This is a genomic window from Mycolicibacterium vulneris, from assembly GCF_002104765.1.
Classification (GTDB): domain Bacteria; phylum Actinomycetota; class Actinomycetes; order Mycobacteriales; family Mycobacteriaceae; genus Mycobacterium; species Mycobacterium vulneris.
This window is the reverse complement of record NZ_NCXM01000003.1, coordinates 130,711-147,906: the sequence shown is the minus strand read 5'-3', so window position 1 is coordinate 147,906 and position 17,196 is coordinate 130,711. Positions and strand designations below refer to the sequence as shown.

Below are 17,196 nucleotides of genomic sequence, written 5' to 3'. Positions count from 1 at the left end.
CACTGTTTGGGCTCGACGACGACGAGCAGGTCATCACCGAGACCGCCGCCGCGTTCGCCGCCAAGAAGATCGCGCCGTACGCCCTGGAATGGGATGCGGCGCAACATTTTCCGGTCGACGAGCTGCGGGGGGCGGCCGGGCTGGGGATGGCCGCGATCTACTGTCGCGACGATGTCGGCGGCAGCGCGCTGCGCCGGCTTGACGGGGTGCGCATCTTCGAACAGCTCGCCATGGCCGACCCCACCACCGCGGCGTTCCTGTCGATTCACAACATGTGCGCGTGGATGATCGACGCGTTTGGCACCGACGAGCAACGCAAAGACTGGATACCGCGGCTGGCGTCGATGGACGCGATCGCCAGCTACTGCCTGACCGAGCCCGGTGCCGGCTCGGACGCCGGCGCGTTGAGCACCAAGGCGGTCAAACAGGGCCCCGAAAAAGGCGCAGACTACGTGCTCGACGGCGTCAAGCAGTTCATCTCCGGGGCCGGCGCGTCGGACGTGTACGTGGTGATGGCCCGCACCGGATCGAGCGGGCCCCGCGGGATCTCGGCGTTCATCATCGAAAAGGGCGCGGCGGGGCTGAGTTTCGGCGCCGATGAAGAGAAGATGGGCTGGAACGCCCAACCGACCGCACAGGTCATTCTCGAGGGGGTGCGGGTGCCGGCTGAGGCGATGCTCGGCGGCACTGACGGCGAGGGCGGCGGCTTCGGCATCGCGATGAACGGCCTCAACGGCGGCCGGATCAACATCGCCGCCTGTTCGTTGGGCGGCGCACAAGCCGCCTACGACAAGGCCGCAACCTACGTCGCGCACCGCGAGGCGTTCGGCGCGGCACTGCTCGACGAGCCGACCATCCGGTTCACGCTGGCCGACATGGCCACCGCGCTGGAAACGTCGCGGCTGATGTTGTGGAGGGCGGCCGCCGCGCTCGACGATGGCGCCGAGGACAAGGTGGAGTTGTGCGCGATGGCCAAACGCTATGTCACCGACGCACGCTTCGACGTCGCCGACAAGGCCCTGCAACTGCACGGAGGTTACGGCTACCTTCGCGAGTACGGTCTGGAGAAGATCGTGCGCGACCTGCGGGTGCACCGCATCCTGGAGGGCACCAACGAAATCATGCGGGTGGTCATCGGGCGGGCCGAAGCCGCCCGAGTCCGCGCCAGCGCCTAGGTAGGGGCAGATGACGAAGACTCTCACGGTTGCGTTCCTGGGGTTGGGCCACATGGGCGGCCCGATGTCGAAGAACCTGGTCGACGCCGGCCACTCGGTGCGGGGCTTCGACCCGGTTCCGGCGGCCGTCGAGACCGCGAAGGCCAACGGCGTCGAGGTGTTGGACAGCGGCGCGGCCGCCGCCACCGGTGCCGACGTGGTGATCACCATGCTGCCGAACGGCGAGCTGGTGAAGCGCTGCTACGCCGAGATCCTGCCCGCCGCCGGCGAGGGCACGTTATTCATCGACAGCTCAACCATTTCTGTCGACGACGCCCGCGAGGTGCACGCGCTGGCCGGCTCGCACGGCTTTGCCCAGCTGGACGCGCCGGTCTCCGGTGGCGTCAAGGGCGCGGTCGCCGGAACGTTGGCCTTCATGGTCGGTGGCGACGCCGCAGCACTACAGCGAGCTCACTCGGTGCTCGAGCCGATGGCGGGCAAGATCATTCACTGCGGCGACGCCGGCGCGGGCCAAGCCGCGAAAGTCTGCAACAACATGGTGCTGGCCGTGCATCAGATCGCGATCGGCGAAGCGTTCGTGCTGGCCGAGAAACTCGGCTTGTCGGCCCAGGCACTGTTCGACGTCATCACCGGGGCGACCGGAAACTGCTGGGCGGTCCACACGAACTGCCCGGTGCCCGGACCGGTACCGTCCTCGCCGGCCAACAACGACTTCACCCCGGGGTTTGCCACCGCGCTGATGAACAAAGACCTCGCTCTGGCCATGGATGCGGTCAACTCGACCGGCTCGACCGCACCGTTGGGCAGCCACGCCGCCGATCTCTATGCCAAATTCGCGGTCACCAACGGCGACAAGGACTTCAGCGCGATCATCGAGACCCTGCGGGCGGGAGATCTCTGGTTAGAGAAGCCTTGAAAGCTAGCACGACCCGTAGTGTGCCTCGAGCTTGGGTCTAGCCGACATCGTCAGCCACGCGGGCTTCTTTAGCAGAAGGTGCGCGCAGCGACCTGCTAACCGCGGTCAGCGGAGAGACAAATTGACCGCCCCGCAATGCCCGCGAATGCGATTATCGCCGACCCGGGTCGCCCGTGAATTACTCAGCCACTGACGGGTCGACGGGGCGGAGCGAGTTCCGCCCATTGGTAGGAGCGGGAGCAGGCCGCATCGCGGACCGGCCTGCTTCCTTCGCCAGCATCACTCCAACGATTCGGCGGGCCCGCAAGGCAGCGGCATCCGCCTGGAACTCCACGCCGCCTCGCCATCCGTCATAGCCCGAGTGATCGGATGCCATCTCCAGTATGCCGGTGTCACGTCGGGCAACCTCGGCCAGAAACGAGCTCAGACCGGATCTCACCGCGTCACTATCTAGCGCGTAGTTACGCGAGCCCTGCATAAACACATGAGTCGATGCTTCGGTCTCGGGTGTGATGGCGTGGGTTCGGGTGGTGGTGTAGAGATCGCCATTCGCGGCTGTAATCTGCCAATACTGGCGATGGACCGCTGGGGAGACAAACGTGCCGCTCTCGCACCGCTTATACCTAACCCTGCGGTCGAGTCCGGTGGCGGCTGCCTCCCAGTCTGTTAGCTGTGCATCCGGCAAAAGACGGCTGTAGGACACGCTAGTTTCGGTGACTTCGACGTCGTTGAAGGCCGGCATGCTAGCGATTTCCGAAGGTACGTCGCGCCTGTGCAGGATGGGAGCGTAGCTGAAGTCCAGGTAGTGTTCGTGGATCATCATGTAATTAGCGTTCACTTGCCAGGCACTTGAGAATGTCGACCAAGCCGGGTCATTGACCCACGCCATGTTTGGCGGTTGGCTGCCCGCCGAGGCCGCCGGCGGACCCAGCCAGATCCACACGAATGGCGGCTCCTCGAGAACGGGGAACACGGGCACGCTCATCCCAGTCGGGACCTGCGGTTGGGTCGGCGTGGATACGCACTTGCCGTCGGTGTCGTAGGTACAACCGTGGTATCCGCAGACCAGCCGATCCCCGTCGACGCTACCGTGAGATAGCGGGAAGGCCCGGTGCGCGCAGCGGTTTTCAAAGGCGGTGACTCCGCCACCGGCAGCGCGCCATAGCACGACATCCTCGCCGAGCAGGCGGCGCCCCAGTGGCGATGCAGTTATCTCGTCGCAGGTGGCCGCAACATACCAACATTTCGTCGGGTAGTTGGGCTTCACAAGTCAAGCACCAACCTTTCGGTGCGTGAGCGCGACACACAGACCAGCATTACGTCGTCGGCAGCTTTCTCAGCATCGGTGAGCACCGAGTCGCGGTGATCCGGGGTTCCCTCCAGCACTCTGGCTTCGCAAGTACCGCAGGTGCCTTCATAGCAACTGCCCAAAATGGGGATGCCCGCGTCCTCAAGGACTTCCAGGATCAACTTGTCCGATGTCACCTCTAAAGTTACCCCCGAACGCTGGCACACCACCTCGAAGCGCTCAAGCGCTTCAGCGACCTGCTCGGCAGAGGGTGCCTTGGCGGCGAACCGCTCGATATGCAGTGTCCCTGTAGGCCAGTGGCCGCAGTGTTGCTCGACCGCGGCGAGCAGTGGCTCGGGCCCACAGCTGTACACCAAGGTGTTGTCTTCGGGGTCCTTAAGAAGCGATTCCAGGTCGAGAAGACCCCGTTCATCTTGAGGCCACACCGTCACCCGCTCGGGGTAGCGCTCGGCAAGGTCTTCTGCGAAAGCCATGGAAGCCCGCGTCCGTCCGCCGTAGAGAAGGGTCCAGTCGCCGCTTGCCCGCTGCACGGCCTCGATCATTGCGAGGATGGGGGTGATGCCAATACCTCCCGCGATGAACCGGTACTGCGGCGAATCGATAAGCGGAAAATGGTTGCGGGGTCCGCGCACGCGCACCGAGGCCCCCTCGTTGAGGTGCTCGTGAATGTACCGTGAACCGCCGCGACTGTTGGGATCCAGTAAGACCCCAACGCGCCATACCGTCGAATTTCGAGGATCACCACACAGCGAGTATTGGCGTGTCATTCCGTCGTTGAGAATTAAGTCGATATGGGCGCCCGGCCCCCAGCGCGGGAGTTCTACGTTTTCCGGATGGGCAAGGTCAAGCAACACCACGCCTTCTGCGGGTATGCAGCGGCGGCGCACAACCAGCTCGGTCGTGAATTCATGTACGTTAGCGCTGGGCGTGGTGGCGGCGGGCGCAGACATTGGTTACTTGCTCCGATCCGCGAGGTGGCAGTAAATCAGTTCGACTCCAGTCGAATTGCACTTTGTGTTGGTCGGCCAGGTGCTATAGCGGCGTGGGCGGTGGTTGGCTGGCATCCGACAGTGGCGGCAAATAAATGGTCTTAAATACCTGGAACGCCTGCAGTCCCTCCGGACCGAGTTCGCGCCCCATCCCGCTTTGCTTGATGCCGCCGAACGGGGCGACGGGATCGTTGACGTAGTGATTGACACCGACGGTCCCTGACCGAACACGGCGGGCGACGTTGGTCGCGCGTTCGGGATCCGATGACCACACCGATCCGCCCAGGCCGTAGACACTGTCATTGGCGATTGCCACGGCTTCCTCTTCATCGGAGTAAGGGATCAACGACAGGACCGGGCCGAAGATCTCTTCGCGTGACACTGTTGCGTTGTTGTCCAAGTCGGCGAAAATGGTGGGTTCGAGAAACCAGCCACGGTCAAACGGTCGTTTGCCGCCGGTGGTCATTCGGGCGCCTTCACTTTGACCTTTCGCGATGTAGGCTTCGACGCGCTCACGGTGCTGCTTCGACACCAGCGGACCGACCTTGACCTCGGGGTCGAGAGGATCGCCCACCTTCAGTGAGTGCGCCAATTCGGTGATGGTGTCAACGATTTCGGTGTAGCGGCTACGGGGCGCCAGCACTCGGGTGTTGAGCCAGCAAATTTGGCCGTTGTTGAGCAGGGTAACTCCGAAGAACTGCTCGATCGAGGCGCCTAGGTCGGCATCGTCGAGGACGATTGCCGCAGACTTGCCGCCGAGTTCGAGGGTCACTGGCCGCAGCAGCCGCCCGCAGGCTTCGGCGATCCAGCGGCCCGCGGCGGTGGAGCCGGTGAACGAGATCTTGTCGACGCCGGGGTGCTCGACCAGATAGGCTCCTACTTCACGGCCGCCGGGCACGATGTTGAGGACACCCTCGGGTAGGCCCGCTGCGGCCGCGGCCTCGGCCATGAGGAATGCGTCGAGCACCGTTTCCTCGGCCGGTTTGAGCACGACAGAGCAGCCGGCTGCCAACGCGGGTGCGAGTTTCAGGAACGAAATCCCTTGCGGGACATTCCACGGCACGATCACACCGACGACGCCGATGGGCTGTTTGGACACCAGCGCTGCGCCGCCGAGCATGCCGGGACGCGATTCCTCAAAAGGGGCACTGGTCATCAGGTCGCTGTAGTAGCGCACCAGCAGCGGCGGAAACCCGGCCTCGAACTGCTGGGCGAGCCAGATCGGCATCCCGTTCTGCATCGACACGCGCCGCGCGGTTTCGGCGCCGCGAGCTTCCAATTCCACCGCGAACCTCTCGAGGACCTCGGCTCGCTCCTTCGGATCCCAGCTCGCCCATCCGTCGGCGGCGTCGAACGCCGTCCTGGCCGCTGCGACGGCAGCGTCGATGTCGGCCTCGCGGCCCCTGGGTACCGAACCGATCCGGTCTTCGGTGGCCGCGGAATGGACTTCGATGGTGTCGTGGCCAGCAGGCGCGGCCCACGTACCGCCGATGTAAAGCTGGGGATAATCAATTGTGGTCATGGTTATTTCAGCCGATCAGGTGATGGTGAGCTTGGTCGGCAAGTACATCAGGACGCCGATGAAATTCGTCTGTGATGTCCCTGCGGGTGCGAGCACCTCGAATTGACTTCAGGAGGGGCAGCAGTTCTTCCAACATCACCTGCGAGTCCCGTTCTGGCCCTCGGGTGATCTCATCGTGAAGAATGGCTGATCTAGTGGTCGTCACTGATATCTTCTTTCTACTGCCTTGAGCGACCTAAATGGCCTGTCCGCGAGACGTATTGGGCGGGCGTTCTGATTTAAATTTTCCATCGCCAGGGCTCCTTTGTGCGTCACCATGACGGGGGGTCATCTCTCCCGCGTTGGGGGTAAATGGGCGCCCACGGTCAGCACTGTCGAGAGTCGGCTTTGCTGAAGGACAATTCAGATGCCACATCAATCCGTCGGACAGCTGCCGGTTGTCCATTGCCGAATAGCGCTGATGTCGTTCGCCGGCAAAGGGATGCAGGCACGCGGGGCGTCACTGCGCCTGCGGGAGGGGACCTCCAAATCATGGTGCTTCGCTTTTCAACGACAACACCAGGTTTGACTTCGTTCCGTCGCCGAGGGGCACAAGCTGTGCCGAGCAGCTGCATTTCGACGAGGCGGTGCTGTCGATCGACGCGTGGTGTGCTGCCGGCCGATGACCTCAACAAGGAGTGCCCGATCTTGCACCGGCATGTCCGCGAAGGAGAAGGGTGGTTTGAACGCACTTTGGTGGCACGTGATGCCGAGGGTGGCACGCAGCGCGCACACGAGTTCGTCGATCCCCGTGCGAATTCAGGGGCGCGATGGGGGTCGAGCCCGCCGAGTGAGTAACCCCTAGATCAGGGTTACGTCGAAGTCGAAGAAGGTGGCGACTTTCGGACCGTCAAGCCTGACCTTGCTGGTGTCGCTGAGTTCATCGACCGTGGCCATTCGCGCGCAGATAGCGATACCGCAGCCGCGTCAGTTCTCGATCCGAAGAGATTGGGTAGGGCACCTCTCCACCGCATCACGGGCGACCTCGACGGCCTCGTCGTCCTCGAGGTCGCCCTTCAGCACTTTTGTCTTGCCATCGGCTTGGACTTCGAACATTTCGGGATCGATGCCCTCGCAGATTCCTATTCCGGTGCACGTGGTGCGGTTCACTACGATTCTCACTCCGCCTCCCGTGTGTCATCGCCGAAAAGGACGCGTCGCCTGCTGAACTGTAGGTGGCGTACCGACATCAGCGGCGTTCGGGTGTCCAGGTGACGGGCAGCCGCTTGATGCCGTTCATAAAGTTTGACAGCAACGGCTCTGGTTCTCCTACTTCCAAATTCGTCATCCGGGTATAGATCTGCCGCATCTGGGCTTTTAGGACTTCCCTGCCCAGCACGTGACCGAGGCAGTAGTGCGGGCCGCCGCCGCCGAATGCCTGATGCGGATTATGCTTGGCGGACCGGCTGATGTCGAAGGTGTTTGGGCGGTCGAAGATCTCTTCGTCCCGGTTGCTGGCGATGTACCACAAGACCACCTTGTCGCCCTCCTTGATGGTCACTCCGTCTAATTCGTAATCCCGCAGGGCGGTGCGGCGGAAATGCATCAGCGGCGGCTCCATACGCAGGGCTTCGTTGACGGCGTTCTCGGCACGGCCTTCAAAGTCCTCCAGCAGGTAGGCGAGTTGGTCCGGGTTGTGCTGGAACAGCAGGGCAAGGTGAGCCATCGCGTGCCGGGTGGTGTCATTGGCGCCGCCCGCCAGCAATGCGAAGAAGACTCCGACCTCTTCGGTGGACAGTTTGTTGCCCTCGAATTGCGCCTGGGCCACCCATGTCAGCAGGTCATCGCCCGGATGCTTCTTACGTTCCTTGGCCAGCTCCAGTGCGACGTTGGCCAGTTTCTGGGAGGCGTCGGCGAACACCATCAAAGGTGATCCGATGTGGGCGTATTCGGGGTCGCTCCAGGACGCGAACTGTTCGGCGGCGTCCATTACGTATTGAATTTGTTCGGGGTCTTTGATGCCCATGAAGTTGGCGAATACCCGCCCGGGCACCTCCTTGGTGATCAGTTGGCAAAAGTCGCCCTCGCCGAGGGGGGCTACCCTGTCGATGATCTCTTCTACGATGCCGCCGATCTGGTCGACGATCCGGCCGATGTTACGGGGGGTGAAGGCGACGCTGACGATGTTGCGCATCTCGGTGTGCCGCGGCGGGTCGGTCACGATGAATGACAGCATCTCCACCAGTTGGGGGAAGTCATCGATGAACACCCCATCGGCGGAGCTGAAGACCTCCGGCTGGCGTGACACTTCTTGAATGTGGCGGTGTTTGACCACCGACCAGAATCCCTTGGCGTTGTCGAGGTTAGGATCGATGGCCTCGGGCGCGTCGTTCCAGCTGACCGGCCGGTTGGCCCGAAGCCACGCAAAGGTCCGATGATGTTCGGAGCGCGGCAGCGCCCAGAATGCCAACGTGTTGAGGTCGGTTCGGACGCCTTCCTCGGTTACTGTCATGATCGGTCCCATCCATCGTCCTGACCGCCGGACCCACACAGGATTCGGCCGCTTACCCAGACGACGCTAAGCCGCAGTGATCGCCCGCACATCCCTCGTCCGGGCTAATTTCAGTGCCCCGAGATAGGTGCTCGTCGAGGGCCGCATCGTGAGCCGTCCCATTCAGGGACAAAAAATGCCTCGTTGGGGAGATGCGCCCAATGACTGAAGCGTGACAACAATCGGTGACTTGGTCATGCGGGTGAGCGAGAGGCTCGGATGAGCTCGCCGCATGCGCATTCCGACGACGTGGAGGGGTTTGTCAGGTGAGGACGAAAGCCGCAGTCCTGTGGGGCGTGGGCGAGAAGTGGCAAGTCGAAGAGGTCACCCTTGACCCACCGGGGCCCAACGAGGTCATGGTCAAGCTGACCGCATCCGGTTTGTGCCACTCGGATTACCATCTGGTCAGTGGCGACATTCCGGTGCCGTTCCCGGTCATCGGCGGACATGAAGGTGCCGGTGTCGTGGCCGCTGTCGGCCCCGGGGTCACCGACGTCACCGAGGGCGACTCCGTTGTGTTGAGCTTTCTGCCGGCATGTGGGAAATGCTCGTATTGTGCGCGCGGCATGACCAATCTGTGCGACCTCGGCGCCGCGATCATCCAGGGTCCACAGCTAGACGGCACTTATCGGTTTCACGCGCGCGGTGCCGGGGTCGGCCAAATGTGTCTGCTGGGAACGTTTTCCGAATACACCGTCGTACCGATCGCGTCGGTGGTGAAAATCGACCCCGGTATTCGGCTTGATCGCGCCGCGTTGGTCGGCTGCTGCGTGCCTACCGGTTTTGGCAGTGTCGTCAACACCGCTCAGGTTCGGCCCGGCGATACCGTGGTCGTGCTTGGGGTGGGCGGGATTGGCAGCAACGCGATCCAGGGCGCGAAAGCCGCGGGTGCGCGGCATATCGTCGCGGTGGATCCCGTCGACTACAAGCGCGACAGGGCTGTTGAGTTCGGCGCCACCCACACCGCGGCCACGGTCGACGAGGCGCTCGGCGTGGTCGTAGAACGGACCCGTGGGCAGCTCGCAGACACTTGCGTCATCACCACCGACGTGGCCGAGGGCGCCTATGTCGGCCAGGCGCTAAGCCTGGTGGGCAAGCGCGGGAAGGTTATCGTCACCGCGATCGGACACCCGACCGAATTCTCCATCAGTGGATCGCTGTTCGAGCTGACGCTGTACGAGAAGTCCATCCATGGGGCGCTATTCGGGTCATCGAATCCGCGCCACGATATTCCCCGCTACCTTGAGATGTACAACCTCGGCCAGCTGAAGCTCGACGAATTAGTGACTAAGGAATACTCGCTCGACGACATCAACGAGGGCTACGAGGACATGCTGGCCGGCCGCAACATTCGTGGGCTGATCAAATTCTGAAGCAGCTCACCGCTCATCGAGGGGTGATGGGCAGTAGATCACGGGATCACCCGGTGATACTCTTTGAGCCTGTCTAGCAACTGGTTTCGCTCGAAGGCGATGCCAAGGCCCTCGGCGAAGATGCCGAAGACATCGCAGGTCGACTCAATTGCCAAGGACTGGCTGTGCTTCTGGTCGGCGCGGAGCAGACCGATCGGCTGGCTCAGGGATGTCGGTGGCGCGAGATAGGCTTTCCATTCGGTAAGGGCGACTAATGGGTTACACAGGGGGATTTGACCGGGGATCTCGGACCACTGTCTGCGCCACGGCGCACCATTTCGGCCCCCGTAGCGGACCGGTTAGTTGCGCGGATGCGAGTCTCACTTCGACCAATGTGTAGGCGAACCCTTCGTCGGCCGCCTGCGTGCCGTAGACCGAGCCATAGCCCGTGATGGATGCGAAACAACAAATGCGTTCGAACCACATAAAAATGAACTTCGCGACTGCCCGGTGGAAAAGGTCTGCCGTGGACGGGCCTAGTGGAGCCGCCCCAACGTGTACGGACGGAGAAGACCTCGGCGACCCGTAGGGCTAGGGCCGTGGCATGAGCACTTTCCGATCAAACCAGCAGTGCCGCAATCTGTCTGGCCCGTGCAACGTTCGACTTGTCGTCGCCGGCATCTAGACACTTGTTGAGCCTGCGACGTCCCGCCGATGGATGCGTTCGCCGCACAGTCGAGGCCGTCGTCGCCAACCCTGGGGTGGATCGCGTCGGTGTCGAGGAGTTCTTCAGCGGCTTTGAGGAGTTCGCGGGCTTGCTCGACGCTCCCATTTCAGTTGGCCTTCGCCAACTCGAGCACCTCGTCGAGGCCTTCACGAAGGCAGGTCGCGAACACTGTGGGTTCGGCGATGGCGTCGTCAAAGTTGACTGCAATGCAACATGTTCCGTCGTAAGTCAACATCGTGATCATGGCTGGGATGCCGGGTCGGGGACCCATCGGGTAGATGCGCGTTACGCGCGCGCCTGCGAGATATAGCGACCGGCCGATCGCGCCGAGGTTAGAAGCCTGTAGGTCGGATAAGCCAGTCATTCCGCCGGCTATGCGGGTGAGCGCAATCCTCGGCAGTCGGCTCAGCACCGGCGCGAGGAGGTCGAGAAATCCGAGCGCAGGCTCTAGGCGCGCGGCAGCAATGAACTTGTGGATAGTGGCGATACGAGTTTTGGGATCTGGCTCACCCGCCGGCGCTACGAACCGTGCACCGGCGAACTTATTGGCGCCCATCGGGTCATTGTCGGTCCGAAGGCTGACCGGTATCGCCATTGGTATGAAGTCAACTGGGAGAGATAGTCTTTCGTGGTAGCGACGTACTCCGCCGAGCAGACCCGCCAGGAATGCATCGTTGACTGAGCCCCCGCCGGCCCGTCCCGCTGCTTTAAGCTCAGCGAACGGCACGTCAAAGGTGTCCAGCCGATAAGCCGAACCGCTACCGGTCAACGCGGGGGAGTGGGGGGCGTCCGGCGATGTCAACACGCGCCGCAGCGACATCGCGAATTTTACGGCTTCGGTTACAGTTCCGATAGGGTCGCCGGCGAATCGGCCAGCGACGTGGAACGCTTCGCGCAACGCGTCCCCGGGCGCACTCACGACCTTGTCGGTCAACCGGTTTACCAGCAGTCCTTCTGGTGACTCCGTCCGTCGAGCCTCAGGTATCGGCCTATCGTCGGCAGGTCCGGGCTCCCGACTGTGCCCGTGGGCCAGATCCAACAATTGCAGCAGACCAATCCCGTCACTCAGACTGTGATGCGGTTTGAAAAGGTAGGCGGCCTGACCGCCGGTGATGCCGAGCACGAGCAGGGCCTCCCACGGGGGACGCTCGGGGTCGAGCGGGCGAGCCGCGAACTGTGCCGCCAGCGTCTGAAGTTCGGCTATCGACCCGTCGCCCGGTAGCCGTACCCGTTGCAGGTGATAGGTCAAGTCGAAATGTGGATCGGGAGACCACGCCGGTGGAACTAGCGGCAGCGTCGGTTCGACGACGCGTTCTCGCAGCCGCGGCACCCGTTGGGTGAACCGATCGTGGGCGGCCACTAGCCGATCCCAGTCCGGCTCGGTGTCGAGCAACTCAACGATCACCCCGGTCGAGCGGGTGCGGTAGTCGCCACCGGTGCGCCACATCAGCGCTTCCCAGGCGCTGAGGTCTTGGCCGCCGCCCCATGAGCTAAGCGTGTCAGCGTCGTTGCTGGGCATCGCCATCGCCCCCTTGCGTCGACGCCGTTGCATTATCGACGCTGTGGGTCACTTCCAGGATCAGTTTGGCGACTCGAGTCGGGTCGTCGGACATTGGGACGTGCCCGACGCCTGGGAGGCGGACCAACTCCGCCCCGGGTAGCCGTTCGATCATCGCTTCACCGAAACCGTTAAACGGCAACACCCGGTCACGGTCGCCCCAGACCAAGCGGACGGGGTAGTCGCGGTCCGCCGGGAGGGGTTGCACCTGGCAGCGCGGGATCGCGCGCAGAAGTGGCACCAGCGCGGGAGCGACACCGATGGCCCGGAACCACGCCGCCAACTCCTCCGGCGGCACATGATCGGGATGGGCGACCTGTCGGGACAATAGAATTCGACGCAGCACCGCATTGGACGCGATAGCGTCTGCGCGGGAGGTACACAGGGCCGCGGAACCAACCAAGAGCCCGATCCCGATGGCCCGCAACTCGGTACTACGTTGCGAGCGCCAGGCTCCTGCCGGGCTAAACAAAACCAACGAGCTGGCCCGGCCGCGGCGCGCGAGCTCGATTCCGACCCACCCGCCGAGAGAATTGCCGGCAATGTGCACCTTTGGCAGGCTCAACCGATCGAGTACCTCTTCAATCCCGTCGGCCAGCGCCTGAACCGAAGGCTCAGTTTGTGGATCCAGCGGCGGACCCCCACCGTGCCCGGGCAACGTCGGCACAATCACGTCGTGGTATGGCTCCAGAGATGGCAGGACCGGTGACCACGCCCGCCAAATGGCGGTGATGCCGTGGAGCAACAGCAAAGGCGATCCCCCGCCGCTGCGGTTAATGGGAGTCAGCTCCAGCGAAGGGATCACCGCATGGGGCGTGGTGCGGTTGTGGCGAACGAACTTGGCCGCCGTGGCGACGGCGCCCCCCACCAGCAGCACCGTGGCCACGGCGGTTACCCATTGTCGCGGGTTCTTCGCCATACCTGTTGTCCCAGCTCGCATCAGGGTGTCAGCACGGCCTCGAGGACCTTTCCGCGATGCTGGGCGGCCAGCGTGTCGTTGATCTGGTCCAACGGCGTCGTGGTGAGTAGCTTGTCGAGCGAAAACTCGCCCCGATCATGTAGGTCTGGCTGGCAGATGCCGACTCCGGTGAGCTGCACCATCACTTCATTGGGTGTCGGGTCTTTAAGCTCGACTTCGGTAAGGGCGAACGGTGTACTGACCTCCTGAGCCACCGCGGCTGGGATGTGCATCCGTTGCCTTCTCTCTTCTGCGGCGATTGGCCCGAAGCAGCACTGCCTGCGACGAGGAAAGTCGAGTGCGACCGCGTTGACCCCGGTGCAGCGAGTTTGGCTGAACAATCCGCGTCGCCGCGTCACCACATCGAGCGGTTCTCCACCCCACAGAAGAGGTATTTCGCCCCGACACTGTTGGCGGAGCCGGGTCGAGTCTTCATAGTGAGACGACCAGGCCGAGGTGGTGGTCGCAAGCCACCCGCCCCGGCGCCGTGTGGGTGTGCCTTTCCCCGTTTCAGGCATGCGGTGCGTGGTGTCGAGGTCGGGGTTTTAGCCACGGTCGCCCGCCACTGCGGCCTGGTCTATTTGCGGGCGGCGGATCGATCAGGACAGCGACGGCACAGGAATGGTGAAGTGAGAATCGTGCTGGACCCCACCAGCTGCGCCGGGATGAAGTTGGTACCAGCGCGGTCCCGGTGTAGGCGTCAACTGCGGATGCGTGATGTGAGATGGCCGGTACGACGCCCTCGGTGATCACCGTCGACCGGCTCATCGAGCAAATCAAGGCGGGGCCCAGCGGTCCGAAAGTCGCGGCCTTCTTCGACTTCGACGGAACTCTGATCCAGGGTTACTCAGCTGGCGCTCTCTACGCTCACCGCGCCCGCCATTTCGAACTCGGACCCGACGAGTTCGTGCGCACCCTACGTGCTGCGCTTTCAGGCCCCCTCGACGAAGCCGAGTTCGAAGACCTACTGGTGCAAGGGATCCGTGGTTGGGTGGGCCGCACTGAAGACGAACTGCTGGAGCTCGGCGACCAACTGTTCGCCCAAGAAATCGCCGGGGCGCTCTTCCACGGGGCGTGGCGACTGGTCCGCGCCCATCAAAACCGCGGTCACACCGTTGTCATCGCAACGTCGGCGACCCGGATGCAGGCACAGCCCATGGCCCGCGAGTTGGGTATTGATCACGTGTTATGCACCGAGCTTGAGACCGAGCAGGGTGTGCTCACCGGCGGACTAGTCGGACACACGCTATGGGGCAAAGGCAAGGCCGCCGCGGCCAAGGAATTCGCGCGACGGCAACGGATTTCGCTGAAAAACAGCCACGCCTATGCCAACGGCGACGAGGATGTCGCCCTGCTCGACGCGGTCGGGTTCCCGCATCCTGTCAACCCGGCACCGTTGCTGGCCCGCCATGCCGCAGAGCGCGGATGGGACGTCGCGCGGTTTCAGACCAAACGCGGCCGATTTCATCCGGTGGCGCTGGCCCGGACGACGGCGTTGTACGGCGGCTTCGGCGCGGCCGTGGGTGCGGGCGCCGTCGCTGGGGCGTTGACCTTCGACCGTCGCGGCGCAGTCGACCTCGCCACCTCTCTATTCGGCCGCATCGGTGGGTATTTGGGGAACATCCGTATTGAAATCACCGGTCAGGAGCACGCGACGCATCGCCCAGCGGTGTTCTTCATCAACCACCAGAGCACGCTGATTGACGCACTGGTCACGTCTAGGGTCGTGCAGCGGGGTTTCACCGTGGTAGCCAAGGCCGAGGTGAAGCAGATGCCCGTGCTAGGACAACTGCTGACGTTGGCCGACGTCGCCTTCGTCGATCGTTCCAACACGGCGAAAGCTATTTCAGCAATGGAGCCCGCGGTCGACAAGCTGCGTAAGGGCATTTCGATCGCAATGTCGCCGGAAGGCACTCGGTCGCTGAGTCCGCGGGTCGGCGAGTTTAAGAAAGGTGGCTTTCACCTGGCCCGCGACGCGGGAGTGCCAATCGTTCCGATCGTCATCCGCAATGCCGGCGAGATCATGTCGCGAAACGCTAAAGTAGCCCAGGAAGGCGCAATCGAGGTTGTTGTCCACGAAGCGGTTCCGACCACGGCCTGGACCAAAGCCGATCTCGATGAGTGGGTGCCCCGCATGCGCCAGCTGTACATCGACACACTTGATGAGTGGCCGGGCGTTGCGGCCGGTAAACAGTGGTCGGATGCGATCGCGAAAGCGTCGGTGGCGGCGCGAAGATGACGGTGTTGCCGGATCGCCTAACGCGGCTGCTGCACTTAACCGGGGCCGCTGCGACTGACGCGCCCGACGACGCCGAGGCTCTACTGAATTCCGACGGATTTCTCCGGGCCGTAGTGCGATTGGCATCACAGTTGGGTCGCGATGAAGCTGACGTACGAGCCGAGGCGGCCGACTACGTGCGCGAGATGGCGGCCACCCACGTTCCTGCCGTCGTCTGCGCCTGGAAAGCGGTGTCCGCATGGATGATCCGTGGCTTTCAGCTCGTCATCGACGACGACGAGCTAGCCAAGCTGCGGGCACTTGACCGCGACCACGCCCTGATCTTTTTGATCTCACACCGCTCCTACCTGGATCAGTTCTCGTTCCCACCGCGCCTTACGCAGGAAGGCATTTCGCCGACGTTCGGGCTGGCCGGTGCGAACCTCAACTTCTTTCCGCTGGGCACGCTGGCCAGGCGTAACGGGTTCATCCCTGTGCGCCGCGCGACGGCGGACATGCCCGTGTACCGGCTGGCCCTGCGCGCGCTCGTCGGCCAGATGGTGGCTAGCGGTCGCAACCTGGTGTGGTCGATCGAAGGAGGCCGGACACGCACCGGCAAACTACGCCCCCCGCGATATGGATTGCTGCGGTATGTGACCGACGCGGTCGAATCCGTCCGGTCGGAGCGGACCCTCGCTGTCCCGGTCTCGATCCTCTTCGACCAATTGCCATTGCACGAAGTCAAACTGATGACCGCGGAGTCGCGCGGACTTCCCAAAAAACCGGAGAACGCGCGCTGGCTGCTTAGTTACGCGCGCAGCCTGCGGCATCGCTTGGGACGCATCTACATCAACTTCGGGTCGCCGGTGTCGTTGCATGCGCGAATGGTGGCATTGCGCGCCGACGGATTGACCGACCGGCAGGTCGTCGAACGCATCGCGCTGGACATCTGCCACCGCATCAACCAGGCCACCCCGGTAACTGCGACGGCCGCCGTGTGCGTCGCGATGCTCGGCGAAGCACGCGGCCTGACCCTCGACGAAGTATGCGCCACCGTAGCGCCGCTGGCCCGTTACTTGCGCGCCCGGGGGTGGCCCGTCGCCGGGGGTGCGGACCTGACCGACCGCGCCACGGTGTCGCAAACGCTGCACGCCTTGGTCGGCTCCGGCGTGTTGACCTGCTACTCCGAGGGGCCGGCGAAGGTGTGGGGGATCGGCGGCGACCAGCATTTGATTGTTGCGGTTTACCGCAACAGCGCGATCCATGTTCTGGTGATGAGAGCGATCGCCGAACTGGCGTTGCTGGCGATCGTGCGGATACCGGGAGCCACCAAGCGCACCGGATGGGAGAAGGCGCTAGCGGTTCGCGAACTGCTCAAATTCGATTTTTTCTTCGCCGGACGTGCTGAATTCGCCGATGAACTGTGGAATGAGTTTGCGACCATGACCGGACGCCGCCATGACCCGAGCGCGCCGCTCGATACCGAAGAGGCCGCACGGAGTTTGCATGAAAGCGACCTGCTGGTAGCCCATCTCGTGCTCAGACCGTTCATTGACGCCTACCGCGTGGTGGCCGAGGAGTTAATGAACCTCGGTCCAGCTCCCGACATCGACAAAGAGCAACTGCTCACGAAGTGCCTTCGTCTGGCCCGGCAGTGGTCACTGCAGCACCGGATCACCGAGGAATCGGTGTCGGGGGAAATGTTTGCCACCGCCTTGAAGATGGCGCGACACCGCGGCCTTCTCGATGCAGAAGCCGCCAGACATGTGCTCATGGATGGTCGGGCAGCCCTCGTCACCGAGCTCGAGGACCTGCAGCAGTCGATCGATGAACTGGCGCGGATGCGTCGGAATTTGCGCCGGTCTGACACATGCCGCGGCAACCCGGGGTTCCACGACCGATGACCCTTTTGGTAATATGGTAAGACCATAAACTTGGCCGG

General features: G+C 63.3%; 13 protein-coding genes. 5 read left to right on the top strand and 8 right to left on the bottom strand.

Features of this window, described 5'->3' with window-relative positions; all coding sequences use genetic code 11:
* Nucleotides 1-2: 2 nt before the first annotated feature.
* Together B8W69_RS04000 and mmsB are read left to right on the top strand one after the other, a co-directional pair.
* A complete protein-coding gene (locus B8W69_RS04000; RefSeq protein WP_085288804.1) occupies nt 3-1,175 on the top strand; it encodes an acyl-CoA dehydrogenase family protein in 1,173 nt (390 codons plus the stop codon).
* Between the two features lie 10 nt (nt 1,176-1,185).
* Nucleotides 1,186-2,091, top strand: a complete 906-nt coding sequence (gene mmsB / locus B8W69_RS03995; RefSeq protein WP_085288681.1) for a 3-hydroxyisobutyrate dehydrogenase — start codon at nt 1,186-1,188, stop codon at nt 2,089-2,091.
* Between the two features lie 178 nt (nt 2,092-2,269).
* Here the strand turns inward: mmsB and B8W69_RS03990 are convergent, their stop codons facing one another.
* From B8W69_RS03990 to B8W69_RS03970, 5 genes are all read right to left on the bottom strand, one after another.
* Nucleotides 2,270-3,358 (bottom strand): Rieske 2Fe-2S domain-containing protein, encoded by a 1,089-nt coding sequence (locus B8W69_RS03990; protein WP_085288680.1) that lies wholly within the window; start codon nt 3,356-3,358, stop codon nt 2,270-2,272.
* Complete coding sequence (locus B8W69_RS03985; protein WP_085288679.1) at nt 3,355-4,350, bottom strand: PDR/VanB family oxidoreductase; 996 nt, start codon at nt 4,348-4,350, stop codon at nt 3,355-3,357. Before B8W69_RS03985 ends, B8W69_RS03990 begins: the two co-directional genes overlap by 4 nt.
* Nucleotides 4,351-4,432: 82 nt before the next feature.
* Nucleotides 4,433-5,911 (bottom strand): aldehyde dehydrogenase, encoded by a 1,479-nt coding sequence (locus B8W69_RS03980; RefSeq protein ID WP_085288678.1) that lies wholly within the window; start codon nt 5,909-5,911, stop codon nt 4,433-4,435.
* Nucleotides 5,912-6,877: 966 nt separating this feature from the next.
* The gene (locus B8W69_RS03975; RefSeq protein WP_085288677.1) at nt 6,878-7,072 is read right to left on the bottom strand and encodes a ferredoxin; all 195 of its coding nucleotides are present in this window, start codon (nt 7,070-7,072) and stop codon (nt 6,878-6,880) included.
* A 67-nt stretch (nt 7,073-7,139) separates the two neighbouring features.
* Nucleotides 7,140-8,402: a cytochrome P450 gene (locus tag B8W69_RS03970; RefSeq protein ID WP_085288803.1), complete on the bottom strand. Its 1,263-nt coding sequence runs from the start codon at nt 8,400-8,402 to the stop codon at nt 7,140-7,142.
* Between the two features lie 305 nt (nt 8,403-8,707).
* Between B8W69_RS03970 and B8W69_RS03965 the strand changes: the two genes are divergently transcribed.
* Nucleotides 8,708-9,814, top strand: coding sequence for an NDMA-dependent alcohol dehydrogenase (locus tag B8W69_RS03965; protein WP_085288676.1), 1,107 nt, complete (start codon nt 8,708-8,710; stop codon nt 9,812-9,814).
* Between the two features lie 812 nt (nt 9,815-10,626).
* Here the strand turns inward: B8W69_RS03965 and B8W69_RS03960 are convergent.
* From B8W69_RS03960 to B8W69_RS03950, 3 genes are read right to left on the bottom strand one after another with little or no spacing between them, the layout of a single operon-like run.
* Nucleotides 10,627-12,039: a wax ester/triacylglycerol synthase domain-containing protein gene (locus B8W69_RS03960; RefSeq protein WP_085288802.1), complete on the bottom strand. Its 1,413-nt coding sequence runs from the start codon at nt 12,037-12,039 to the stop codon at nt 10,627-10,629.
* Nucleotides 12,020-12,997: an alpha/beta fold hydrolase gene (locus tag B8W69_RS03955; protein WP_085288675.1), complete on the bottom strand. Its 978-nt coding sequence runs from the start codon at nt 12,995-12,997 to the stop codon at nt 12,020-12,022. Before B8W69_RS03955 ends, B8W69_RS03960 begins: the two co-directional genes overlap by 20 nt.
* A 20-nt stretch (nt 12,998-13,017) precedes the next feature.
* The gene (locus B8W69_RS03950; RefSeq protein WP_085288674.1) at nt 13,018-13,269 is read right to left on the bottom strand and encodes a hypothetical protein; all 252 of its coding nucleotides are present in this window, start codon (nt 13,267-13,269) and stop codon (nt 13,018-13,020) included.
* Nucleotides 13,270-13,760: 491 nt separating this feature from the next.
* Between B8W69_RS03950 and B8W69_RS03945 the strand changes: the two genes are divergently transcribed.
* A complete protein-coding gene (locus B8W69_RS03945) occupies nt 13,761-15,275 on the top strand; it encodes a bifunctional HAD family hydrolase/lysophospholipid acyltransferase family protein (protein ID WP_085288673.1) in 1,515 nt (504 codons plus the stop codon).
* Nucleotides 15,272-17,158: a 1-acyl-sn-glycerol-3-phosphate acyltransferase gene (locus B8W69_RS03940; protein ID WP_133057970.1), complete on the top strand. Its 1,887-nt coding sequence runs from the start codon at nt 15,272-15,274 to the stop codon at nt 17,156-17,158. Before B8W69_RS03945 ends, B8W69_RS03940 begins: the two co-directional genes overlap by 4 nt.
* Nucleotides 17,159-17,196: the final 38 nt, after the last annotated feature.